Source organism: Paenibacillus sp. FSL W8-0186 (genome assembly GCF_037969765.1).
GTDB lineage: Bacteria > Bacillota > Bacilli > Paenibacillales > Paenibacillaceae > Fontibacillus > Fontibacillus woosongensis.
Map to the genome: position 1 here is coordinate 223108 of NZ_CP150207.1, position 21600 is coordinate 244707.

General features: G+C 48.3%; 25 protein-coding genes. 17 read left to right on the top strand and 8 right to left on the bottom strand.

All coding sequences use genetic code 11. From position 1 onward, the window contains the following. Positions 1–90: 90 nt before the first annotated feature. The 3 genes from MKX50_RS01080 to MKX50_RS01090 all read right to left on the bottom strand — a co-directional run bounded on the left by MKX50_RS01080 (position 91) and on the right by MKX50_RS01090 (position 3373). A complete protein-coding gene (locus tag MKX50_RS01080) occupies positions 91–837 on the bottom strand; it encodes a YheC/YheD family protein (protein WP_339158158.1) in 747 nt (248 codons plus the stop codon). Further along, a complete protein-coding gene (locus tag MKX50_RS01085; RefSeq protein WP_339158160.1) occupies positions 818–2512 on the bottom strand; it encodes a GMC family oxidoreductase in 1695 nt (564 codons plus the stop codon). The genes MKX50_RS01080 and MKX50_RS01085 overlap by 20 nt, the downstream gene beginning before the upstream one ends. A 117-nt stretch (positions 2513–2629) precedes the next feature. Further along, a complete protein-coding gene (locus MKX50_RS01090) occupies positions 2630–3373 on the bottom strand; it encodes an NADPH-dependent oxidoreductase (RefSeq protein ID WP_213594699.1) in 744 nt (247 codons plus the stop codon). 160 nt (positions 3374–3533) lie between these two features. Here MKX50_RS01090 and MKX50_RS01095 point away from each other — a divergent pair, with 160 nt between their 5' ends. Then, positions 3534–4022, top strand: a complete 489-nt coding sequence (locus tag MKX50_RS01095) for a MarR family transcriptional regulator (RefSeq protein WP_339158161.1) — start codon at positions 3534–3536, stop codon at positions 4020–4022. A gap of 39 nt (positions 4023–4061) precedes the next feature. Here the strand turns inward: MKX50_RS01095 and MKX50_RS01100 are convergent, their stop codons facing one another. After that, positions 4062–4406, bottom strand: a complete 345-nt coding sequence (locus MKX50_RS01100) for a hypothetical protein (protein WP_339158163.1) — start codon at positions 4404–4406, stop codon at positions 4062–4064. Positions 4407–4568: 162 nt separating this feature from the next. Here MKX50_RS01100 and MKX50_RS01105 point away from each other — a divergent pair, with 162 nt between their 5' ends. Further along, positions 4569–5243, top strand: coding sequence for a uracil-DNA glycosylase (locus tag MKX50_RS01105; protein ID WP_339158164.1), 675 nt, complete (start codon positions 4569–4571; stop codon positions 5241–5243). Between the two features lie 155 nt (positions 5244–5398). Here the strand turns inward: MKX50_RS01105 and MKX50_RS01110 are convergent, their stop codons facing one another. Continuing rightward, complete coding sequence (locus tag MKX50_RS01110; protein ID WP_339158166.1) at positions 5399–6526, bottom strand: DUF4303 domain-containing protein; 1128 nt, start codon at positions 6524–6526, stop codon at positions 5399–5401. Between the two features lie 222 nt (positions 6527–6748). On the opposite strand from MKX50_RS01110, the gene MKX50_RS01115 reads away from it, so the two are divergent. After that, positions 6749–7546 (top strand): SDR family NAD(P)-dependent oxidoreductase, encoded by a 798-nt coding sequence (locus MKX50_RS01115; RefSeq protein ID WP_213594688.1) that lies wholly within the window; start codon positions 6749–6751, stop codon positions 7544–7546. Positions 7547–7582: 36 nt separating this feature from the next. On the opposite strand, the gene MKX50_RS01120 is transcribed toward MKX50_RS01115, so the two are convergent. Next, positions 7583–7927 carry a helix-turn-helix domain-containing protein gene (locus tag MKX50_RS01120; protein ID WP_155612410.1) on the bottom strand — a complete coding sequence of 115 codons (345 nt, stop codon included), beginning with the start codon at positions 7925–7927 and terminating at the stop codon, positions 7583–7585. Between the two features lie 160 nt (positions 7928–8087). On the opposite strand from MKX50_RS01120, the gene MKX50_RS01125 reads away from it, so the two are divergent. The 14 genes from MKX50_RS01125 (at position 8088) to MKX50_RS01190 (ending at position 20350) form a co-directional block, all read left to right on the top strand. After that, the gene (locus MKX50_RS01125) at positions 8088–9026 is read left to right on the top strand and encodes an aldo/keto reductase family protein (RefSeq protein WP_155612409.1); all 939 of its coding nucleotides are present in this window, start codon (positions 8088–8090) and stop codon (positions 9024–9026) included. A 142-nt stretch (positions 9027–9168) separates the two neighbouring features. Next, positions 9169–9396, top strand: coding sequence for a DUF2997 domain-containing protein (locus MKX50_RS01130; RefSeq protein WP_213594686.1), 228 nt, complete (start codon positions 9169–9171; stop codon positions 9394–9396). Then, positions 9397–10152 (top strand): hypothetical protein, encoded by a 756-nt coding sequence (locus tag MKX50_RS01135; protein ID WP_213594684.1) that lies wholly within the window; start codon positions 9397–9399, stop codon positions 10150–10152. It abuts the gene before it with no gap. A gap of 5 nt (positions 10153–10157) precedes the next feature. Further along, positions 10158–11201 (top strand): helix-hairpin-helix domain-containing protein, encoded by a 1044-nt coding sequence (locus MKX50_RS01140; protein WP_213594682.1) that lies wholly within the window; start codon positions 10158–10160, stop codon positions 11199–11201. After that, a complete protein-coding gene (locus MKX50_RS01145) occupies positions 11201–11797 on the top strand; it encodes a 4Fe-4S single cluster domain-containing protein (protein ID WP_213594680.1) in 597 nt (198 codons plus the stop codon). Before MKX50_RS01140 ends, MKX50_RS01145 begins: the two co-directional genes overlap by 1 nt. A gap of 38 nt (positions 11798–11835) precedes the next feature. Next, positions 11836–12000, top strand: coding sequence for a hypothetical protein (locus tag MKX50_RS01150; protein ID WP_196427247.1), 165 nt, complete (start codon positions 11836–11838; stop codon positions 11998–12000). 153 nt (positions 12001–12153) lie between these two features. Further along, positions 12154–12723, top strand: coding sequence for a TetR/AcrR family transcriptional regulator (locus tag MKX50_RS01155; protein WP_213594678.1), 570 nt, complete (start codon positions 12154–12156; stop codon positions 12721–12723). Positions 12724–12800: 77 nt separating this feature from the next. After that, on the top strand, positions 12801–13259 hold the full coding sequence (locus MKX50_RS01160) for a hypothetical protein (RefSeq protein ID WP_339158167.1): 459 nt from the start codon (positions 12801–12803) through the stop codon (positions 13257–13259). Between the two features lie 183 nt (positions 13260–13442). Then, a complete protein-coding gene (locus MKX50_RS01165; RefSeq protein ID WP_339158169.1) occupies positions 13443–15422 on the top strand; it encodes an S-layer homology domain-containing protein in 1980 nt (659 codons plus the stop codon). Positions 15423–15557: 135 nt separating this feature from the next. Next, positions 15558–15977: a DUF1259 domain-containing protein gene (locus MKX50_RS01170; RefSeq protein ID WP_213594673.1), complete on the top strand. Its 420-nt coding sequence runs from the start codon at positions 15558–15560 to the stop codon at positions 15975–15977. 49 nt (positions 15978–16026) lie between these two features. Next, positions 16027–16449 carry a DUF1259 domain-containing protein gene (locus MKX50_RS01175; protein ID WP_339158170.1) on the top strand — a complete coding sequence of 141 codons (423 nt, stop codon included), beginning with the start codon at positions 16027–16029 and terminating at the stop codon, positions 16447–16449. Between the two features lie 170 nt (positions 16450–16619). Beyond that, entirely contained in the window at positions 16620–17264 is a 645-nt protein-coding gene (locus MKX50_RS01180) for a TetR/AcrR family transcriptional regulator (RefSeq protein ID WP_339158171.1), read from the top strand. A gap of 4 nt (positions 17265–17268) precedes the next feature. After that, a complete protein-coding gene (locus MKX50_RS01185) occupies positions 17269–19587 on the top strand; it encodes an ABC transporter permease (protein ID WP_339158172.1) in 2319 nt (772 codons plus the stop codon). 4 nt (positions 19588–19591) lie between these two features. Continuing rightward, positions 19592–20350, top strand: a complete 759-nt coding sequence (locus tag MKX50_RS01190; RefSeq protein ID WP_339158173.1) for an ABC transporter ATP-binding protein — start codon at positions 19592–19594, stop codon at positions 20348–20350. A 40-nt stretch (positions 20351–20390) separates the two neighbouring features. Here MKX50_RS01190 and MKX50_RS01195 read toward each other — a convergent pair whose 3' ends face one another. Both MKX50_RS01195 and MKX50_RS01200 read right to left on the bottom strand, forming a co-directional pair. After that, entirely contained in the window at positions 20391–21239 is an 849-nt protein-coding gene (locus tag MKX50_RS01195; RefSeq protein ID WP_339158174.1) for an alpha/beta hydrolase, read from the bottom strand. A 12-nt stretch (positions 21240–21251) separates the two neighbouring features. After that, on the bottom strand, positions 21252–21527 hold the full coding sequence (locus tag MKX50_RS01200) for a hypothetical protein (protein WP_339158175.1): 276 nt from the start codon (positions 21525–21527) through the stop codon (positions 21252–21254). Positions 21528–21600 lie beyond the last annotated feature (73 nt).

The following is a 21600-nucleotide window of genomic DNA, read 5'->3' on the forward strand; positions in this document are numbered from 1 at the left end:
AAGCCACTCAAATTAGAGTGGCTTTTGTTATATATACAGTACTGCTGCAGCATTCTCATAAATCTGCCTAAGGAGCGTAGATTCTTAATCTCAGCAAGGTTTTCCTAACTTTTGAGGCTCGGATCGTCTTTTCAATAACAAAAAGGGCTTCATGCTTGGTTTAAAGTTCGCCTCAATAATCCAGACCTGAGCATCTCTATCTAATCCTATATCCAAGCCGATCATGTTCTGAGAAGGATAAAACGAACAAAGATACCTTGCAGCTACCAGACATACCAGCTCGATCTTCCGTATCAATTTTTGAATGGAATCAGGCTTCAGATTTGAAGATTCTATCGCCTGCTTAACCGGAATAACCTGACTGGCGACGTTTGTAATGACATAACCTTCTTCCGCTACTTTAGCAAACATCCCTTTTATTTTCCGTGCGGTATCTTTATTTGCTCTACTTACTACGACTCTTATATCAAAGGGTCTTTTTTCGATCTGGGCTAGCGGGATCCGTTGCTGCACCAAGTAACTTTGGTCAAGAATCATTTTGTCAATTTGTTCATATACAGCTTGCTTGCCATCCAATATTATTTTTCTGTCTTCTTTTTGTAGGGCATACCGGTATTTCTCCAAGCGGGAGACTTGGATGATCCCGTAACCGGAATGCCCGAGAGTCGGTTTGAGCATGACGGTTCCGTATTTCGCAATAAATTGCCATAAATTCCGCCTCGTAAATCTTTGCGTTGCTGGTAAATACGGAGCAAGATCTGGGAGGCTCTTTAAAATTTGATATTTTGCCCATTTGCTCTCAGAGCGAGTGCGCTGTTTATTGTCGACTTTGTTCATTACGAATAAAACGAACCGCATTCAATCCGATCATCTGAACAGGGACTGAAGGGTTGCCATCCGGTAGAACAGGCGCGACGGAAAGATCGGCGATTTTTAATTTTTTTGTGCCAAAAACATTCAGGAATCCATCGACAACCCCTTCCTCAATCGTCCGCCCCATTTTACATTGTCCTCCAAAATGGTCGAAATTCGTATAAGAAGCTGTGGCATAAGCTGCGAGAAGGGTTCGTTTTTCTTTTTCATCCGGTATATGGAATATATCTTCGGGAGGGTACACGACGTTGTAAATGCCGCCCGGATCCATTTTGCGGGCTTTCTTCACAATGTTGAACGTCTCAATATACTGATCGACCATATAATTTAAATCATCAGGATCTTCTAATGGATTTAAGTTAATCGAGGGATAAGCTTCGGGATCGCTATGAGTAATACGAATTGTCCCTCTGCTAGCAGGGTTAAGGTCGGAAATCGCAAAGCTCATTATATTTGTCGCTTTTTCCGGATCAAATTGCCATCCATTAATGATCACATCTTGAATCGGAATTGCAAATGGCACTGGAAGCCCCACTAATTGAAGGCGCCGGCCCGGGCCTCTTTCTTTTTTAAAGGCACCGGATGTATATGGCTGGTCGGGGTCCGCAGCAAGCACCTGCAGCAGTCGGCTTGTTTCCACTTCAACTCCCATGGCCGAAAAATATTGAGTTTGAAAATGCTGCCCCACATTAGGACTGTCGATTAGGGTTTCGATCCCGGCTTCAGCCAAATCCTCCGATCTGCCGATCCCTGAACGCTGTAAAATAGCGGATGAGAAAATTCCCGCAGAAAGAATGATTCCTTTTCGGGCAAATGCTGTTTGGGATACTCCGTTTCGGACATAATCGACACCGACGGCCACGTAGGTCCCTTCTTTGCGTCTGAACCGTATTTTATTCACGGTTGTTTTTGCAAGAATCTCTAACTTCCTGCGCCCGATGCCTATTTCATCCGGTTCGAACTGATCTCCTTGCGTGACGATATTTCGATTCAGATAACCCGTTGCCGTAGAGGAGCGCGTAAACATGCCGTCCACTTCTTGTTGAGTAGCTTGAACTTTGAAAGACGCACAATCCCTAATACCGGTATTATAATCCTCCACAATTGGAACACCCAATACCTCTGAGATTGCTTTGCCTATAACGCTGATCAGTCCACCTTCCGGAATGAGCTGTTGCCTGATAAAAATGGGACCTCTTGTTCCCCGTTCATTAGGGCTTTGGGTGCTTCCCGTATAGGATTCATTCTCTTTGAATAAGGAACGAATCGCTTCATAACTCCATTGAGGACCGACGAGGTCGGACCATTCATCGTACAGATTTCTGCTTCCGCGCACGGCAGCCATGAAATTATGCTGCGAGCTTCCCCCGATGGCTCTCCCGCCTCTTAGTCTAAGCTGATGCCCGATCTTTTGCTCCGTGCTTGAAAGAATGTTGAATGAGAGCTTATTATTATTTGCTTCAAGCTCTGCTGTCTCCAGGGAAGCACTGCTGTTCTGAATATTGGTTCCTGCTTCGAGGACGAGTACTGAAGTTTTTTTATCGTCCGTCAGCTTTTTGGCAATAACGCCTCCCGCGGTTCCGGCACCGATCACGATATAATCAAACCTTCTCGAATCGGCAGGTTTCCGAATTCCCAATAGGCCCACATCCCTTTAATTAGTTAAAGTGTATGGTTCATTGTATTCCCGCTGGGCAAGTGTGTTATAGGCGTATGTGGACTTTTTGACGTGGTCAGGTGTCATTCATATGTCAGGCTACTTCAGATCAAAGCCTTTGCTCCTCACATATTCCGTATATCCGCCCAATGGCAAATCCTTATCCAGCATAGCGATAAATTTCCCGGACCAGCTGGCCTTCTGCTTGTTGTTCGTTCGCGCGCCGTAATATTCCTCAATTTCCCGGTCATACCGCTGGACTTGTGCTTTAAGATCGTGATTGTACTGGTTTTCAAAAAACACGGCGGATCTGGGCAAGCGCGGCTTTTGCTCAGGGAATTCATCGGGGACGCCTACCGCAAGACCCACCAAAGGAATGACGAAGTCCGGCAGTTCCAGCCATTGGTCCAGTTCCGGCAGAGCCCCGGTAATCCCGCCGATGATCACGGCGCCTAGCCCCATCGATTCGGCCGCCAAATTGGCGTTTTGCAGGGCAAGCGCGGAGCTTAGCACAGCAGTCTGGTAAAAATACGAGAAGTTCAGGTTGGCGCCCATTTTTTCCTGTTGGTCGGGGGCGGCGGCCAGCATCATGCGATGAAGATCCGCGCAAAAGATAAAAAAGTAGCCGCATTTCTCAATCCATGGATTTTCCGAACGGGCTGCGATCTTCTTTAGCAGCTCCTGATCCGTGACGCCAATGATCGAGAACGGCTGCATATGCGCCGAGGTTGGCGCCATTTGTGCTGCGTCGATGATGGCTTCGATTTGCTCGCCGGTCAACGGAATATTTTTAAACTTGCGGATGGAGCGATGCTGGCGGATGACTTGGATAACCTCATTCATAAAATTTCCCTCCAAATATGGTTTCTGTAGAAGCTGCATGAAGACCGCATTTCGCAATATGGTTTCCATGGAAACAATATTAACAAGGATGTAACGAGCTGTCAAATGGTTTCCGCGGAAACCATGGTATAATGGAGAGAAAAAAAGGTAGGCTTGCCTTATGCCAGATATAAATGATGATTTGCTTCAGCTCAAAAACCGCATTGAAAAATCAATATACCGGATCCTCATCAGCGAAAGCGACGAGGATCAAGACCGGCTTTGGCTAACGGAGCGCGTTGCTGACCATCGGCTGAAAAAGCTGGTGCCCCGCCTATCCATCTCCAGCCTGCATGTTCTGGACGTCATCTATATGCATGACGGCATTATAGGAATCGATATCGCCCGCGAAATGGGCTTAACGAAAGGCGCCGTCTCCAAAATTACCCGTAAATTGCTGGAGCAGGGTTTGATTCGGAAAACCCAGCTGCCAGACAACCTGAAGGAAATTTATTTCTCCGTGACTCCGCTTGGCGCCGAATTGGCCGAACTGCATCGGCTGTTTCACCAGGAGAAGGATCAGAAGGCAATGGAACTGTTGGCGAGCTTCGACGGGCCATCTTTGGAAATTGTGGCAGACTTTCTGGAGAAGCTGTCCAATCTGAAGTAGCTTGCGGGATTCCAAGCTGGCACAGGCTGGAAGGACCCCCTACGAATTTGATGGTTTCAGCAGTTCTTTTATTTCATGCAGCTGTTCTTTAGTCATTTGTTGAGTTTGATGCATTGTATTTAGCTTTTCCTCTACTTTTTCTAACCGAAGCTGGGTTTCTTTTTGGATTTTCTCGGTGTTCTTTTGCGTTTTGGAGTTATCCATGATGACTAGGATGGTGAGGCCTGCACCAAAGATGGTTAGTCCTCTAGCGATTTGATTTAAATCCAGTTGATTCAGGGCGATGAGGGAATCGGCAAGTCCTGCCCCGATTAATATGCCGCCGATCGTTACAATCCCATTTCGTTTCCACTTATCCAGGATAATACTTAATGGTTGGTTCATTATGAGATCTCCTTCAGCCAGATAACAAGGTTTATATTCATACTAGTATTCTACTATATAAACGATCTCTACATAGAGATGCAACATCAAGGCCGAACGAGAAAAGAACCCTATGATATAATTTAGTTATATTTACTTATTCGCGGGAGGATAGAACTTGGAATGGCTATATTGAAGAACGACTGGGCGTCAGAATTAGAGCAGGAGTTTTCGAAGCCATACTACTTAAAGCTGCGGCAATTTCTCATTGATGAATATCGAACGAAGACCATTTTTCCGGATAAATATGACATTTTTAACGCTCTGCACTATACATCGCTGGCTGAGACGAGGGTGGTCATTTTGGGTCAGGATCCTTATCATGGACCGGGACAGGCTCACGGCTTAAGCTTCTCTGTTCAAGAGGGCATAAGCACACCTCCATCCTTGCAGAATATGTTTAAAGAGCTGCAGGATGATTTGGGCTGCTTCATTCCGAATAATGGTCATCTGCTTACATGGACGCAGCAAGGGGTATTGCTTCTAAATACTGTGCTCACGGTCAGAGCTCATGAAGCGAATTCTCATAGAAACAGGGGATGGGAGAGTTTCACGGATAAAGTCATTGAGACGGTGAACCGGAAAAGTGAGCCTGTCGTATTCCTGTTATGGGGAAGCCACGCCCAGAAGAAGGCAGAGCTTATTACGAACCCGCGGCATATGATCATTCGATCGCCGCATCCGAGTCCGTTGTCTGCGCATAGAGGTTTTTTTGGCAGCAGGCCGTTTTCTCGTACTAACGCATTTCTGCGAAAGATGGGGCTTCAAGAAATAGATTGGCAAATCCCAAACCTGTAAGAAGGTTGATCCGCTCTTTTTCTCTTCGTACATCCACGCCGGTATAAACACTACAGAAAACCCGCTCAATTGAGCGGGTTTTGCTGTTGAGGTTTACCCCAACTACGATACAACCTGATTTTATTTGTAATTGCAGGTAACACTATGAAATCCCCCTAAAAAGGTGACGAATACAGGGATAAAGCATTCAATTCCCTGGCTATATCAATTAAGTCTTCGTCTTGCTCTAGAAACCTATTAGCTAGTTGTGAACAGGCACTTTTTTGCTCTAAGGTTAATTCTCCTGCGAAGTACAATGCCTCTATGTAGCTGCTAATCAAATCAAATTGCTCTCGGTCCAGCTGCTCTATCGTAGTAGTATAGTTATGTAGTCGCTTTAAGCACTCTTCCGCTAGAGAATTCCCTAAATGCCCGAGCTGTTCAAATATATCATAGCCGCACCGATTTACGGAGAAAGGAAAGCTCGAGTTATAATTATCAAGGAATATATCTTGCAAGTGATCCAAGACATCGCCCGCCGATAATCGACGATTTTGACTGACCCATGCTTCAAATCGTGCATCCATATCTCTTAAATCGGGGAACACGGTATAAAATACGTCCGGTTCAATCGTTTTACGCATCATAATGCTGTAATTTAGATAGTCATTGTCTGTTGAGGCGAATGCTATAAAGTTTGGCGTCGTATTTAAGGAGTCAAAAGCATTCTCAGCTTTCAACCTTACCACGGCTTCTAAGATAAGCGCGTAATATCCAGAGTCTATAATTCCCGCTTCAAGTGCGATAACGGGTTGATCTCCTGGTTGGAGCGGTTCTTCGTCTCTCTCATAGGATGGGGAGTCTTCAAATTTCTCGAAATCATCGAGGAGTTGACCGAATTCGCTCATATGTTTGCTCCAAAATTGAAAGCTAAAGTCCCCTAAGTTATATTTCAATGAGTTTATATAGCTAGGATCCTCATAATGAGAATACTGATCATGCAGCTTTTTTTGAAATTCTAGAATGTTGTTTATGTATATATAAATCGACTTATATTCATTGACATACAGGCTGAACGCATAAACCTCTTGGTTATCCTGGCTTTTGGAAAAGGATTGTATGACCTCCTTGCATCCATTTACTATGGTTTGTACAAACTGCTCCGTATCAATAACCTTTACATTTAGCGGCCCCTCCAGATTGTACCTTACATGGCGGTCTTCACAAAGTATGTAGTAGCCTTCTTTATGAATCGGAGTCTTCCCATGCAGCAGTCTGCCGAGCATGGAGTAATAAGTGTTCATCAACTTCTCCCCTTATTATAATTTTATATGGAAAATATTAGCCTCAAGAGGGTTCATTCTCTTTTTAAAGGTCATTCTCCTCTTTATTGGTCGGATGGAGCATTTGTAGAGACCAAACTTCCAAGGAATACTCAAAGATCGTAAAGCCGGGTAATCGAAGAGTACAGCCAAGGGTATTATAAACGAGAAGGGATCCTACCATAAAAGGGAGGAATGAACCAAATGGAGCAACAGAACGGCGAGCTATCTGGAAAGACAGTTTTGGTAACGGGGGGAGGATCAGGCATTGGCCGGGCCGCGGCAGAGCTTCTGGCGGAGTATGGTGCGCAGGTATGCGTAGCCGATATTCATCTCGATGGAGCCGCAGAAACAGCTGATCGCATTGTGGCTGCGGGCGGTGAGGCCTTGGCGGTTCCTTGCGATTTGACGAAATCTGGCGATGTCGAAGAGGCGGTACAGTCGGTCGTCAAGAAGTGGGGGAAGCTCGATGGCGTCTTTGCAAACGGCGGCATCGTAGGCGACCTAACGTCCATAGAGGAGATGGAGCCCGCTAATTGGGATCAGGTCATGGACACGAACCTAAAAGGCGTCTTTCTGACGGTCAAATATTCTATACCGCATCTGAAGCGGCAGGGAGGAAGCGTGGTCGTTACAAGCTCGGTGAGCGGCAACCGGGTAATCTCCCAGGTCGGGATGTCGGCGTACAGCACATCAAAGGGAGCGCTGAGCATTTTTGCCAAAATGGCTGCGCTCGAGCTGGCGGGATACGGCATTCGCGTGAATACCATCTGTCCCGGCGGGGTGAAAACGAATATTCAGGCGAGCATAGATGAGAAACCTGAGCTCGAAGCCGTGGAGCTGCCGGTTCAATTACCGCATGGCGGCATGCCGCTTGAGCACCGGCCGGCCAGTCCACAGCAGGTAGCAGAGCTGGTGTCGTTCCTCCTCGGGAATCGTTCGTCTCACATTACGGGTACAGACGTCTATATCGATGGCGGGGAATCTCTGCTGCGGGGTTAGTACGCTAAGGCAGACCCGAGCTGGCGAATGAAGCGCCTAGGTCCAGCGGGCCGCCCACAGCTTCATCTCGTGGCATATGACGTGTAAATCCTGCCCCTTCGGAGTCAGCGAATATTCGACCGTCACGGGCACCGTCGGGAATACATTCCGCTCTAGAACCCCTTTCTCTTCCAGATGACGGAGCGTACTGGTCAAGGCACGAGGACTTACGCTGGGGATTTTTCGCTGCAGCTCCCCGAACCGGAGCGTGCCGTTGAACAGCTCCCGAATGACAAGAAATGCCCATTTACCGCCTAGAACATCCAAGGTTTTTTCGATGTTGCATTCGATATGTTCAGGCGTTTTTGGAATGTAGCTGCTGGCTTTTTTGGCCGTTGTCATAAGAGCATCCCTCCAGTATTCATACTATATTATGTATAGTACCTATACCTCATATAATTAAGTGAACAACATTTCACTTCTTCAAATTGTATATGAAATTATATAGAATGGAAAGGGAGATTGAAAAGGGTTACAACATTTAATTAAGGAGGCCTGCACCATGAAATATAGAAGATTAGGCGGAAGCGGACTTAAAGTCAGCGAAATCAGCTTGGGCAGCTGGCTTACATATGGCGGTTACGTGGAACGCGAGAACGCGGTAAATTCCATTAAAACTGCCTACGATCTGGGGATCAACTTTTTCGATACAGCCAATGTTTATGAGAAGGGAGCCGCGGAGGAGCTGGTTGGGAAAGCTCTGAAGGCTTATCCGCGCGAATCCTACGTGCTGGCAACGAAAGCATTTTGGCCAATGGGCGAAGGACCGAACGACCGCGGACTGTCGCGCAAGCATATCGTAGAACAGGCCAACGCCAGCCTTAAGCGCCTTGGCCACGATTATGTGGATATTTTCTACTGCCATCGCCATGATCCGGAAACGCCGCTGCATGAAACATTGCGCGCTATCGATGATCTGATTCGCCAAGGCAAAGTGTTATATGCTGGCGTCAGCGAGTGGCAAGCTTCCCAGATCGCGGAAGCGCTTGGCGTGGCCGACCGTTATCTGCTGGATCGTATCGTCGTCAACCAGCCTGTGTACAATATGTTCGACCGTTATATCGAAAAGGAAGTCATTCCGCTCTGTGAACGTTCCGGCATCGGGCAAGTCGTCTTCTCTCCGCTTGCACAAGGCTTGCTGACCGGCAAATACACGTCCGCTACTGACATCCCGCAGGACAGCCGCGCGGCGAAGCTCGAGTGGGTGCGCAAAGGCATCACGGAGGAGAAGATTGCCAAGGTTCGGCAGCTTGAGGCGATTGCCGCAGAGCTGGGAATTACCGTGGGCAACCTTGCGCTGGCTTGGATTCTGAGCCATGAGAACGTAGCGAGCGCGCTCGTGGGCGCCAGCCGTCCAGAGCAGGTCACGGAGAACGCCAAAGCGTCGGGCATCGAGCTCAGCGAAGACGTTCTGAGCCGGATTGAAGAAATTTTGAAATAGGAAGCCCCCCGCTTCATACAGGATAAAGGCCGTACTCAAAAGCGATCCGCTTTGGGACGGCCTTTTTTGTCGAGGCAGGGATATATTTCCGTATGTCGAATAAATACATAACATTTTAGATTTGGATAAAGGAGCGGGGGATATGGCAAAGAAACAGATTCGGGTCCAAATTTTTCCCGATGGACAAATTAAAGCAGAGGTTATCGGAATCAAGGGGAAATCCTGCACGGATTATATAGAAATTCTCGAACAACTGCTCGACGCGGAAACGATAGATTCTGAATATACGGATGAATATTATGAAACGGAGCAAGTAGGAGTTCAGCAGCAGGATGTAAATCAGATCAAGACCAGAGAAGGAGGAGTATAAATGTCGGTTTCTATCGCATTGGTTCCTATCGCGCTTACGCTGCGCCTGGTGATGGGTAAGGACAAATTTGACAGATGGGCAGAATCGATGCAAGTGAAGGAGCCCTCCACCTTTGAAAATGAGCATGAACTCGTGCGCACGGTGCGCAAGGCCGGGTACGATGCGGAAAAATGGGGAGGAAGCTATAAAACCCATATCGACGGGGAAGATCTGTATTTCTTCTGGGAGCTCGATGACGGCAAATGGACAGCTGTCTTTGGAAGATCCGATTCTAGGCAGAAAATCAGGGAATTCATGGCAGAGATCAATCAGGCGGCCGGGCGGCAGATTTTCGAGCAGCTTCAGGTACAGGGCGACACGATGACCATGACTTCAGCCACAGAGACTGCCGAGTCCGTAGCGACCTTTCCTACCAATTTTCGGGACGGGGAGCTTTTGTTCAGAACACTGAAGGAATTCGGCGTTAACCCGGTCCGTGAGGGCTCCGGCATGAAATGCAGAGTAGAGGATGCCCTGCTGATATTCAGGCAGTCCCCATCCCATGACAGCCCATTTTACGTCGAGGTTCACAATGCGCCGGATTTGCGCAAAGTATATCAATACCTATCCGATGTAGATGAGGATTATAAACGCTGCCTGCAGTCCATGGTCTATGAGAAGCTAAAGGAACGTGTGGAAGCAAAGAACATGACTGTCGAAAGTGAAGAAGTGCTGGAGGATAACTCCATAGTACTTACGATCAACATCAGGGGTTGAACAGGATGAGAACCATAGATTTTAATAAAATTGAGCGCATTTGCGCGGGTTACTGGGGGTCTGGCTATTTCGTCGCAGAGGCGATTCCGATCAACAAATTGTCTAAGTTTTGCAGTGCGATATCGGTCCAGGTTCAGGGGCATGCCATTGCTTTTATCGACGCTACCGTATTTGGCAGCGGTAAAAATGGGCTGCTGATTACCGAGGCCGGAGTATATTGGCGCAATGACTGGGCGACGGATACCAGGAAGAATTATCTGAGCTGGGAGGAGCTCATACAGGTCTCGGTCATGCGGAGCGGAGATTATGACATAGAGCTTGGTCCAGGCAACTTTTTCAGTATGTCTGCCGGTCAATTTGATAAGGATGCCTTGGTTCAGCTGCTTCAGGATATTCAGAGCTATCTCATTACGGCATTGGGGGATCAAGCCGAATCTGAGGACAAATACAACACGCAGGAAAAGGTGAACGCCCCACCCATCGCCCCACCTATGCCTGCACCAACAGAGAAATGGATGGTAGCCATAGCCGGTCAATCCTATGGTCCATACGATATTGATCTGATTAAAAGTTTACTGGGCAGCGGACAAATTCGGCCGGAAGAGACCCATGTATGGAAGCCGGGCATGCCAGATTGGATCCCGTTCATGAGTCAGCCTGAGATGGCTGAACTGGTCTTCCCCGTTCCTTCGCCAGCTCCGCTGGAGCCGCGGTTTGCACCGACACCACAGTCTGTGAAGGATTCGATCGAATTCTCCTTAGAACCGAAGCAAGCTTCGTATGAAATGGGCCCTGTCGATGTAAATACTGCATCCATGGAGGAATTGATTGAAGTTCTGGGCGTCGGAATCGTCGGGGCCGAGCGAATTGTGCAGCAGCGTGAAGCGGTTGGCGGGTTCCGGTCTCTGGAAGAGGTAGGGGAGTTATTAGGGTTAAAGCCTCACCAAGTAGAGAGATTGCGTAAGCAGGTTATTTTTACACCAATAGATGCATCTGTATCCCCAACGCCAACACCGCTGAAGCCAAACGCACGGGTGGTGGATTACTGATGCTGCTGCGCGTACATCAATTTATACCTGTGACTAGAGTGGAAGGGCCCGGCATACGTGCCTGTATTCAGGTACAGGGGTGCCCCATTCATTGCCCTGGCTGTGCGGTTCCGTTTACTTGGGCGGCAGACGGGGGGATTGCAATGGAGGTAGAGCAACTGGCGGAGCAGATTCTTCAGGGGCCTGAAGTTGAAGGGGTGACCTTTCTGGGCGGGGAGCCCTTTGCCCAAGCCCGGGCGTTGGCTCAGTTAGGCGGCATCCTAAAGAATGAGGGGCTGTCAGTAATGACCTTCACGGGTTACCTGATTGAGAACTTGCGGAGCTCGGGAAACCAGGATTACCTCGACTTATTGGCGGTGACCGATTTGCTGATCGACGGGCCTTTTCAGAAAGACAGGCTGGATACAAGCCGGCCCTGGGTAGGTTCCTCCAATCAGCGCTACCATTTCCTGACGGATCGGTACTTTCATCTCCAGGATCAGCTGGCAGAGATTCCGAACAGGCTTGAGGTGCGTCTTGCGCCTGACGGCAGGGTGAAGGTTAACGGGCTAGCCGAAGTTAAGGATTTAGAGGATCTGTTTGGACGGCTGCTATAATAGTTTGTGTATTGAATAATGAGATAGGAAGATGCAATATGAGATGTGGCGAGAAATGTTTTCTGGTCACCTATGAAATCGGCGGTGAACAGCGAGTAGCTCCGGTCACGGCCAGAACACCGGTGGAAGCGAGAAAAAAGCTCCGCCGCACCATCGGAGCAGAACCGAGTATTATTGCGGTTAGGCGGGACTCAGCCCAATAGACTTGGCGGAAAGACACTGATCTATTAAGGTTAGTGTCTTATTTTTACTTTGGGCTCTTGGCATAACCAAGCAAAGCATTGCAGTCCGTCTGCTGCTGTGCTATATTTGATTTAAATTGGTCAACCAACCAAATTTAGAAATGCGGTGATTGCATGGTACAACAGAAGCGGGATAAAGTCGTTGATGCGGCATATAAAGTGATGTCAGAAAAGGGATATGAGAAGGCATCCATTAAAGATATAGCCAGCGAGGCGGGGATTACGCCCGGATTGATTCATTATTATTTCCGCAATAAAGAAGAAATTCTGACCGATCTGCTAATTGCTTCCTCCAGGCAGTACACGCAGGATATGCAGAGGCTTCAATCGAGCGTACCTGCGGAGCATCTCGCGAAGGCGGCTCTTAACGAACCTAAGGATCGTGTCGAAAGGCAGCCCGATTGGTATAAACTCCGATACGAATTATTTGCCCTGGGGCTTCGCAATCCGCAAATTTCGGATAGTGTAAATGCCTTGCTGGGAAATGCACGAACCGGGATTGAGGCAATTCTGCACAAGATTGTTGGCGATGCCGGAGAAGAAGCAGCTTCGGTGGCGGCCATTATGCTGGCCTGCTTTGACGGGTTGGCTTTGCAGAAGCTGTTGAATCCGGAGTTTGATATAGACGGCGCCTACTTAGAGTTAGAGAAAATGCTGAGAGCTAGATATAACATTACGGATTAAGAAGCCGCTTTTCTTTTTTTAAATAAATTTGGTTGGTCGACCAACTTAGGACTATAGCTAAAAGGGAGATGTTTACGATGTTCATGTTCATCTTGCAAGCCATTGAAAATTTTGCACTGGCCATCATCGTTGGCGGGGGGATCGTCATGGCCGCAGCGGTTCGTCCGCTGTTATCCGCCAAGCTGGCCATAAGTACGGGTTCGGATGTGGCTCCGATGTTTGAGGAGATATCCATTAACGCCTGGAACAGGTATAACCGGTTGGCGCTGCTCTCGGCCGCGGCATTACTGATCGTTGACGTGATCCAGGTTCTCACTCGGCTGTCATCGGCCTATTGGCACTTGGTCTTAGCCTTTCTGATGCTGGCAGCTCTGATTGGCAAGCTTGCCGTCGATAAACAGCTGAAGCAGCGTCTGAACACTTATGCCGCCGATGCAGTCGGCAGCAAGGAACAAAATGCGGGCCACCGTCTGGTTGAACGGCTAACGAAGCTGATTCTTGTAATTGCTCTTCTATTGGTTGTATTACCGGAATAGATACATTAAATTTGGTTGATTTTACATGGACGCTGCTGAGGCGTCCGTGTTATTATTTTTGTGCCAAAAGTCCCAATTGGCTTGATCCATGTTGAAAGGATGTGGTGTTCCGTACGAGGATGGGGAGCGAAACACAGCCATACAGTAATGACTTCAGACCCATAATAAAGGAGTAGGAGAACCATGAAATTTTTCAACAAAACACGAATTTTTATGATGATGCTTTGCGGTATACTTGCCATTTCTATCATTCCTATGGGCCATACATATGCGGCGAAACAGCGATTCACGGATGTGCCTTCCAATCACTGGGCAAGTCCAGCCATTGAGTATTTGGCTGATGCGAAATTGATGGACGGCTACAGCGATGGTACGTTCAAGCCAAATGCGTATGTCACGCAGGAGGAGTTTATCGTAACAGCCGTGAGCATTGTGTTCGGCAGGCCTGCGGGCACAGTATCCCAAGAGGATTCCACATCAGAGGAGTGGTCTGATTGGGCATATGACTTATTAGATCAGAAGGGAATTTACTCTTTCGATGACTATTGGGTGAGTGGTGATGATAAAAGAAGGGTTCATATCACCCGAGCAGATGCGGCTCGAATTATCTATTTGCTCCTGAATGGGAATGTCGAACATCCGTCTACGAAGAAGGCCGTGCAATATTTATACCAAAAAGGCATGACTTCAGGAACATATAACAACAGGGGAGATTTCTTTACAAATTACGGTCCAGCGGAACTGCTAAACCGTGCGTATGCTGCTGTTTTATTGAAAGGCGTGAAGGATTTTAAGGAAGGGAAGATTAAACGGTCAAACAGCTCTGTACCTTTAAAGGACACTCTCGGCAGCCGAATCAAGAATGTCGCCCAAAAGGCCAATGTCAAAGTAACGGCGACCTCCAATGGGGAAAGGTACCAGACAGAAGTTAAAGGCAGCGGCATTCATTTTGACTTCCAGTTGGATGATTTTGCTTACGGCGATCTCGGCGAGCATTGGCATATGACGATCATTTCACTGGATAAAAGCAAAATCAATCTTATGGCCTCCATTCTCGTTGACCTTGGGCTGCCTATGAGCGAGAAGGATGCGCGTTCATTAGTTAAAGATTTGCTTGCGTATAGATACGAGCAAACTGGAGAGATGCAAGGGAAAGGAAAGACATCAATCCACACCTCGTATTACTTTGGCCACCACATACGATGGGGTGAACAGAGAAATAACAGCCCTGAGGCCGTCTCAAATGCCGATCCCTATGCGCTATTCGTCAATGGAGTATTGAAGAGAGCACCTGGCTTTAATACATTCTTGGATCCGGTGTTCGCGAAGAATGGAACCGTCTATGTTCCGGTTAGCGATATTGTAAAAGACATGGGAGGTTCCTATACACGGGGCGACGACTGGACGACTTATGATCTGGATATGGGAGAGAACCTGCAATGGAAATTCGAATGGGATGGAGCTGATAGTAAGAGAGGATCACTGACATATATCGGCACTCGAGTCGGAAATCAACCGGAGAACACAAAGGTCACGGCTATAATGAAGGATATCACCCTCTTCGTCCCACTAGAGTTCATTGCTGAGTATTATCCCGTCCATAAACAGATGGAAAATAAAACGCAAATGATTTTTGTAGGGACTGTCCCTAAGCATCCTACGGCTAATTATTTTGGAACTAAGGGGCAATATCCGTCAACCTTCGACTTCAATCCCTTGGACCCGAATGTCGAATATCCAGGCGGGTGGAAAGCGCCGCAGCTCAAGGCGAAGTGGTCATCTGATCCGAAAAAGAACTTCCAGGCTTTCGCTGATGAGCTCGGATTTACGAATGAAGGACGTACATTTGGCATCACCGGCGCTACGAAAGCCATTAATTTGATTAGCGGAGATGATAAAGGTACGGAGGTTACGCTTCAGTTTCCAGCATGGGGCACGCCTCCCGGCCAGCCTAATGAGACGTTATCGGAATCGTTTAAGATTCCGGTCGTTTCCGCGCAATTATTCCACTTCTACTTCGAGGAGAAATGGAATACGGTTTGGAATTACTTTAATCGCAACGACATTCCGGAGCAGTTTAAGTTAAACGGGAGAATGGTAAAGGTGTCGTATGACAATCTCAGAGGCATTCTAACGATGAAAATTGGCAAGAAATCTTCTTGAGCTCCTTCATAAGGTAAGACACTAACCATGAACCGGTTAGTGTCTTTTTTTATTATGCTGAAATGAGTGATTCGCCTAATTCACTTTTCTTCCCTGGTCATAAGATGGTTAGAAAATGATCAAAGGAGGATTTGCATGGCGGGGCAAGTAAAGGTAAGTCCGCAATTCAAAAGGCTGTGTGATCAATTTGGAAGAATTCTGGGGGGAGAATCTGAAATTGAGGAGGGGCCGGTTTGTTTTGTCACCCGGATGACGAATTTAAGCGAGACAATTCTGGGAAGAAGAACGCGATCCCCGTTGGTTCAGATGCAAATGTTCTCGTTTGAATCGCTGGATAAGTCAGGGCGCGCGCTTTGTCTGGGGGAGACAGCCGTACATCAAAACCAGGTTAACCGTTTGCTCTCGAATCTCCGTAAACGGGGAATAAAAGTGACCGCCCTTCATAATCACTGGCTTAAGGAAAATCCGCGCCTGATGTATATGCACTGGGAAGCCATCGCGAACCCGATTGCATTTGCCAGAAAAACAAAAGAATCCATTGCTTTCTTAGGTTAACGCAGCTGGGCTGATGTTTTTACTATAAATTGAAAGGATGAACTTCTCTATGGCGGAGCAGGTAAAGGCAAGTCCTCGCTTTAAAAGGCTATGCAACCAATTTTCACGCATTTTAGGCGGAACGGAGCATGAAATTACTAAAGGGCCGGTTTGTTTTGTAAGTAGAAATAGGAAAGTGAACGCTTCTATTTTGGGCAGGAGGACAACGTCTCCATTGGTGCGTTATCAGCTGTTCTCGTTTGAATCGCTGGACAGTTCAGGCCGCGCGCTTTGTTTAGGGGAAACGGCTCTCTTCCAGAACCAAGTCAACCAATTGATAAGCAATCTTCGCAAGAACGGAATTAAAGTAACGGCAGTCCACAATCACTGGCTGTTTGATAATCCGCGTCTGATGTATATCCACTGGGAATCGATCGATAATCCCATTGCCTTTGCAAGAAAGGTTAAACGTTCTATTTCTTTCTTAGGCTAAGATGATGAGATGAATAATTGCATTTAAAGGGGGATTGTTTAGCCCGGCCTCATGGAGGCCGGGATTTTGTTCGATGTGGAAATTTGCGTTGACATTCTATCATGACATGTTAAGATATAACCGACAGACAGTCGGTCGGTATGATAGTGTATAGCGAGGTGGGCATATCATTGAGAATTGTAAAAGATGCAGAGGAGCGCAGAAACGAAATACTGGATACGGCGGATGAGCTCTTTGCGCTTAAGGGCTTTGATGGTACAAGCACAAACCATATTCTCGAGAAGGTCGGAATTGCGCGGGGAACTTTGTATCATCACTTCAAGTCCAAGGAAGATATTATGGATGCGCTGATCGAGAGGTATAGCGCCCGTCTTCTAGGCGCAGCTCAGAGTATTGCCGCAGACAAAAACATCCCCGTTGTCGAGCGTATTATCCGTGTTGTCATGGCACTGAACCTAAGCGGCGGAGGCAGCAAGGAGATTATGGAACATATCCACAAGCCGCAGAACGCGCTGATGCATCAGAAAATTCAAAAGGTCATTATCCATGGCGTTCCGCCGATATTAACGGAAATCATCCGCGAGGGGATCGAGCAGGGAATGTTCAGCACACCGTATCCTTATGAATGCATGGAGATGGTTGTGATTTATGCGAATACCGTCTTTGATGGTGACATGGTTGCATTGACGAATGAGGAGCGCCTGTCGCGAGTGCAGGCCTTTGTCTGCAATATAGAGAGGCTGCTTGGGGCAGAAAGCGGAAGCCTGAAGGACGTTTTGCGGATGTTTGGGATGAATCCTGAGGCACAGGGGTGACTTTATGTATTTTAGACTAATCCGCAATGATATATCGAACAGCAAGCTGATCACGCTGACGACCACGATATTTGTAGCAGCGGCAGCTATGCTGGTCTCGCTTGCGGCGATACTCGTTGTCCATCTGTCGGGAGCGATAGATACGCTGATGACGCGGGCGAAGACGCCTCATTTTATGCAGATGCATGCTGGTGAACTTGATCCTGCCCGGCTAACGGAATTTGCGAATCGGCACAGCAATGTGGATGAATTTCAGGTGCTGGAGTTTCTCAATATGGACGGCGCCCGGATTGTACTAGGGGATCGCTCGCTTGCGGATCGTGTCCAGGATAACGGGTTCAGCGTCCAGAGCGATAAGTTTGACTATCTGCTTGATCTGAATGGGAACATCATAGACGTATCCGACGGCGAGCTGTATGTACCCGTCAACTATATGATGGATAACACGGCCAAGCTTGGCGACAGGGCAGTCATCAGCGGCAAGGAATTTACCGTAGCGGGATTTCTGCGCGACTCACAGATGAATTCCATGCTCTCCTCCTCCAAGCGATTTCTGGTTAGTCCCCAGGACCACGCAGAATTACAAAGCCTGGGCAATACGGAATATCTGATCGAATTCAGATTGAAGGATTTATCGGCACTAGGGGCTTTCGAGACGGATTATGCTGCTGCAGGACTGGAAGCGAACGGGCCAACGATTACATATCCGCTATTTAAAATGATCAATGCCATTTCCGATGGAATGATGATTGGGGTCATCCTGCTAGTGAGCGTGCTCGTCGTGGCCATCGCCTTGATGTGCATCCGCTTTACGCTCCTTGCGAAAATCGAAGACGATTACCGAGAAATCGGAGTGATGAAGACATTAGGGCTGCGTATTTCCGACATTAAGAAGATTTATCTTGCCAAATACGCGGCCATTGCAGTGGCGGGGAGCTTGGCGGGTTTTGGACTGGCCTTGGTCTTCAAAGATCTGCTTCTTGCAAATATCCGGCTGTATATGGGGGAGAGCCGCCACGCATCCCTGGCGCCGTTCTTTGGAATCATCGGCATTCTGCTTGTTTTTCTCGCCATTATGATTTATGTAAATGGAGTGCTGAGACGCTTTCGGCAGATTTCTGCGGCGGAAGCCATTCGTTTCGGCAACGCTCAGGAAAAAGCGACAGTTACCAAGCATATGCGCCTAAGCACGAACCGGCTGTTCAACACGAATATTTTTCTAGGGGTCAAGGACGTTCTAGCCCGAAAAAAACTGTACGCCACCATGCTGATCGTGCTGATCATGTCTGTATTTATCATGATTGTGCCGCAGAATCTGTACAACACGATTTCCTCCAAGAGCTTCATTCAATATATGGGAGTCGGGAGCTATGATTTGCGCGTTGATCTCCAGCAGACCGACCGTATATCCGACAAAGCCGCTGAAATTTTAAAGGCAATGAATAACGACAAGGACATTTCTGAGTATGCCGTGTTTGCTACGAAAACGTTCAAAGTAAAAACAGAGACCGGCACGGAAAAAAATCTAAAGGTTGAACTTGGCGACCATTCGATATTCCCCATAGCCTATTCCCAGGGCAGAGCACCTGCCGCAGCAGACGAGATTGCGCTGTCGGCTTTGAATGCGGAGGAGCTGAGCAAGAAGACCGGCGATGTCATCACCCTGGTGATCGGGGGGAAGGAAAGGAAGCTGACGGTCAGCGGCCTCTATTCCGACATCACCAACGGAGGCAAAACGGCAAAGGCTGTTTTCAACGATCATACAGCAGACGTGATGTGGTACATCATTTCTGCAGAGCTTGCAGATCCATCCCTCATCCACAGCAAGGTCGCGGACTATGCGGGCAGGTTTGCTTACGCCAAGGTATCTGACATGGATGCCTATATTGCACAAACGTTTGGTTCCACCATAAGCTCCATCGGAAAGGCCTCTTATGCGGCCGTTGCAGTGGCCCTCATGATTATGGTACTGGTTACACTGCTGTTCATGAAACTGCTTGTCGCCAAAGACAGATACTCTATAGCTGTCATGAAAGCCTTCGGCTTCACAGGCTCCGATATTCAGGCGCAGTATGTATCGCGTGCGGTGTTCGTGTTGATGATCGGCATTGTCCTTGGCACGCTTCTGGCCAACACGCTCGGAGAGATGCTTGCCGGGGCGGTGATCTCCTCCTTTGGAGCGGCAGCGTTTCGTTTTACGGTCGAGCCGCTTGCGGCCTATTTGCTAAATCCGCTGATGATGACTGGCACAGTGCTGATCGCCACTATCCTCGGCACCTTGGGCGCGGGTCGAATCACCATTTCCGAACATATAAAGGAGTAGGCCTATGAAGAAAATCATTATTGGAGATCACCTCATAAAATCCTTCGGCGAGGGCGATGAAAGGCGCAACGTATTGGGCGGCGTGACCGTGGAGATAGAGAAAGGCGAGTTCGTGGCCGTTATGGGGCCTTCGGGCTCGGGGAAATCAACGCTGATGTTTGCACTGAGCGGTACGGACCACGTAAATGACGGGAAGGTCTTGTTTGACGGCAAGGATCTATCCAAGCTTGGGGAGAATGAGCTTGCGGATATGCGCAGAACCCAGATGGGCTTTGTATTTCAACAGCCGACGATGCTGAAGCACCTGAACATCCTTGACAACATCATTCTTCCGTCCATGCGGGGGAGCAGAAGGAACGCCGCAGAAATTACGGCAAAGGCAAGAGCGCTTATGCAAAGAGTAGGCATTGCCGAGCTTGAGAAGCGCGACATGACCCAGGTGTCCGGAGGCCAACTGCAGCGGGCGGGAATATGCCGTGCGCTGATGAACAGTCCGAAAATTATATTCGGTGACGAGCCTACGGGCGCGCTCAATTCCAAATCGGCACAGGAGATTATGGACCTGTTTTCCGAAATCAATGCAGAGGGGACCGCGATTCTGCTTGTCACTCACGACGCCACGGTTGCGGCACGGACAGAACGTATTATGTTCATGCGCGATGGAACGATCGTCAGCGAATTGAAGCTTCCGAAGTATAACGGAACGGACACCGATGGAAGGGTCAGGAAGGTAACAGCAAAGATGAGAGAAATAGGAATATAGCTGCGCTGGTGCTGGCCTTGCAGGGAATGCTTCAAGTGATTTAACGAGATTGCAGGCTCTTCTGTCGCTTACCGGATAACATAGGTTGAATAAAGGCGAGTAATGTCTGATTGAACTTATCGGGCTGCTCGATAAAAGGAAGATGGCCGCAGTCGTGGAACATCGCTCCCGATGCTTGCGGAATAAGCTTGCTAAGGTCGCCGGCAGTCTTCAGATTGAACGGATGATCCCCGTCCGCAGCCACAATCAGGGTAGGGACCTGGATTTCATTCAGCCGCTGCATACTGCTGATGCGCGGCGGAAGGGCAAGGCGAGGGGGGAACCGGCAGAAATTATCGGGATTCCGGACATTCCGCAGCACTTTCTCCCGGGCTGCCCTTAGATGAGGAGAGGGGAAGAAATAGCTCCAGTAATCGTCTTGAATAAAGGCTTCTATGGCAGACTGGCTGCCGCGGAACCGCAGTTGATAGAAGTTGCTGATCCCCTTCCAGAGCATTTTCCAGGGATAACGCTGATTCGTCACAGAGGGAGCCACGAGCACCAGTGCCCGCACGTACTCAGGATAGGCTAGGGCAAAATCGAGGGCAATGCCTCCGCCCATCGAGGAGCCGATGAGCACGGCTGCATTCAGGTGCAAATGCTCGATTAAGCACTTCAGGTCATGAACGTGAGAGAAGGAGGAGGCAGGGGTGCTTGATCTGCCGTAGCCTCTTAAGTCATAGCGGATAACTTGAACATCTTGAGCGTATCTGCCGAAGAAGTCAGCCTGCTCCTCCCAAATATGATGGTCGTTGAAATTGCCGTGAATGAAGATCAAGGGCTGCCCGGACCCATTTGTCCTGTAAAATAGGCGTGCATCGGGCAATTCCAAATGATGCTGATCCGCCATTCCAATCCCTCCTTACTTCGACGTATCGAGAAGGTCTGCTTCCTGCAGATAGTCTTCTACGATCGCTCTTAATATTTCCGAAATGGAATAATCAGAGTTGTAGCAGCGCCGGTCGATTTCCGCCCAATAGGCGGGCGGCAGCGTCAAGGATATTTTCCGGGTCAAGCCGATAGGCTTGCGGCCGGCTCCGGGTCGTTTGCCGCCTTTTGGGGCGTTGGAAACCTTATTCCCGGCGATATTGTTATTGTTTGGAATATCCATACTCATCACCCAACCCAAGTTTTTCATATTTGTACATAGCAGTCAATTATTGCCACCTTAATCAAAATAAAGAGCTGACACCGGTATGAACCGGTGTCAG

Excerpts from the sequence above, each read along its gene's own strand:
- MKX50_RS01095 (WP_339158161.1), top strand. The coding sequence starts at position 3,534 with ATGCCAGATATAAATGATGATTTGCTTCAGCTCAAAAACCGCATTGAA.
- MKX50_RS01175 (WP_339158170.1), top strand. The coding sequence starts at position 16,027 with ATGGCGGAGCAGGTAAAGGCAAGTCCTCGCTTTAAAAGGCTATGCAAC.
- MKX50_RS01185 (WP_339158172.1), top strand. The coding sequence starts at position 17,269 with ATGTATTTTAGACTAATCCGCAATGATATATCGAACAGCAAGCTGATC.
- MKX50_RS01150 (WP_196427247.1), top strand. The coding sequence starts at position 11,836 with ATGAGATGTGGCGAGAAATGTTTTCTGGTCACCTATGAAATCGGCGGT.
- MKX50_RS01090 (WP_213594699.1), bottom strand. The coding sequence starts at position 3,373 with ATGAATGAGGTTATCCAAGTCATCCGCCAGCATCGCTCCATCCGCAAG.
- MKX50_RS01115 (WP_213594688.1), top strand. The coding sequence starts at position 6,749 with ATGGAGCAACAGAACGGCGAGCTATCTGGAAAGACAGTTTTGGTAACG.
- MKX50_RS01200 (WP_339158175.1), bottom strand. The coding sequence starts at position 21,527 with ATGAAAAACTTGGGTTGGGTGATGAGTATGGATATTCCAAACAATAAC.
- MKX50_RS01130 (WP_213594686.1), top strand. The coding sequence starts at position 9,169 with ATGGCAAAGAAACAGATTCGGGTCCAAATTTTTCCCGATGGACAAATT.
- MKX50_RS01135 (WP_213594684.1), top strand. The coding sequence starts at position 9,397 with ATGTCGGTTTCTATCGCATTGGTTCCTATCGCGCTTACGCTGCGCCTG.
- MKX50_RS01145 (WP_213594680.1), top strand. The coding sequence starts at position 11,201 with ATGCTGCTGCGCGTACATCAATTTATACCTGTGACTAGAGTGGAAGGG.
- MKX50_RS01080 (WP_339158158.1), bottom strand. The coding sequence starts at position 837 with ATGAACAAAGTCGACAATAAACAGCGCACTCGCTCTGAGAGCAAATGG.
- MKX50_RS01160 (WP_339158167.1), top strand. The coding sequence starts at position 12,801 with ATGTTCATGTTCATCTTGCAAGCCATTGAAAATTTTGCACTGGCCATC.
- MKX50_RS01110 (WP_339158166.1), bottom strand. The coding sequence starts at position 6,526 with ATGAACACTTATTACTCCATGCTCGGCAGACTGCTGCATGGGAAGACT.
- MKX50_RS01140 (WP_213594682.1), top strand. The coding sequence starts at position 10,158 with ATGAGAACCATAGATTTTAATAAAATTGAGCGCATTTGCGCGGGTTAC.
- MKX50_RS01125 (WP_155612409.1), top strand. The coding sequence starts at position 8,088 with ATGAAATATAGAAGATTAGGCGGAAGCGGACTTAAAGTCAGCGAAATC.
- MKX50_RS01100 (WP_339158163.1), bottom strand. The coding sequence starts at position 4,406 with ATGAACCAACCATTAAGTATTATCCTGGATAAGTGGAAACGAAATGGG.
- MKX50_RS01190 (WP_339158173.1), top strand. The coding sequence starts at position 19,592 with ATGAAGAAAATCATTATTGGAGATCACCTCATAAAATCCTTCGGCGAG.
- MKX50_RS01155 (WP_213594678.1), top strand. The coding sequence starts at position 12,154 with ATGGTACAACAGAAGCGGGATAAAGTCGTTGATGCGGCATATAAAGTG.
- MKX50_RS01165 (WP_339158169.1), top strand. The coding sequence starts at position 13,443 with ATGAAATTTTTCAACAAAACACGAATTTTTATGATGATGCTTTGCGGT.
- MKX50_RS01105 (WP_339158164.1), top strand. The coding sequence starts at position 4,569 with ATGGCTATATTGAAGAACGACTGGGCGTCAGAATTAGAGCAGGAGTTT.
- MKX50_RS01120 (WP_155612410.1), bottom strand. The coding sequence starts at position 7,927 with ATGACAACGGCCAAAAAAGCCAGCAGCTACATTCCAAAAACGCCTGAA.
- MKX50_RS01170 (WP_213594673.1), top strand. The coding sequence starts at position 15,558 with ATGGCGGGGCAAGTAAAGGTAAGTCCGCAATTCAAAAGGCTGTGTGAT.
- MKX50_RS01195 (WP_339158174.1), bottom strand. The coding sequence starts at position 21,239 with ATGGCGGATCAGCATCATTTGGAATTGCCCGATGCACGCCTATTTTAC.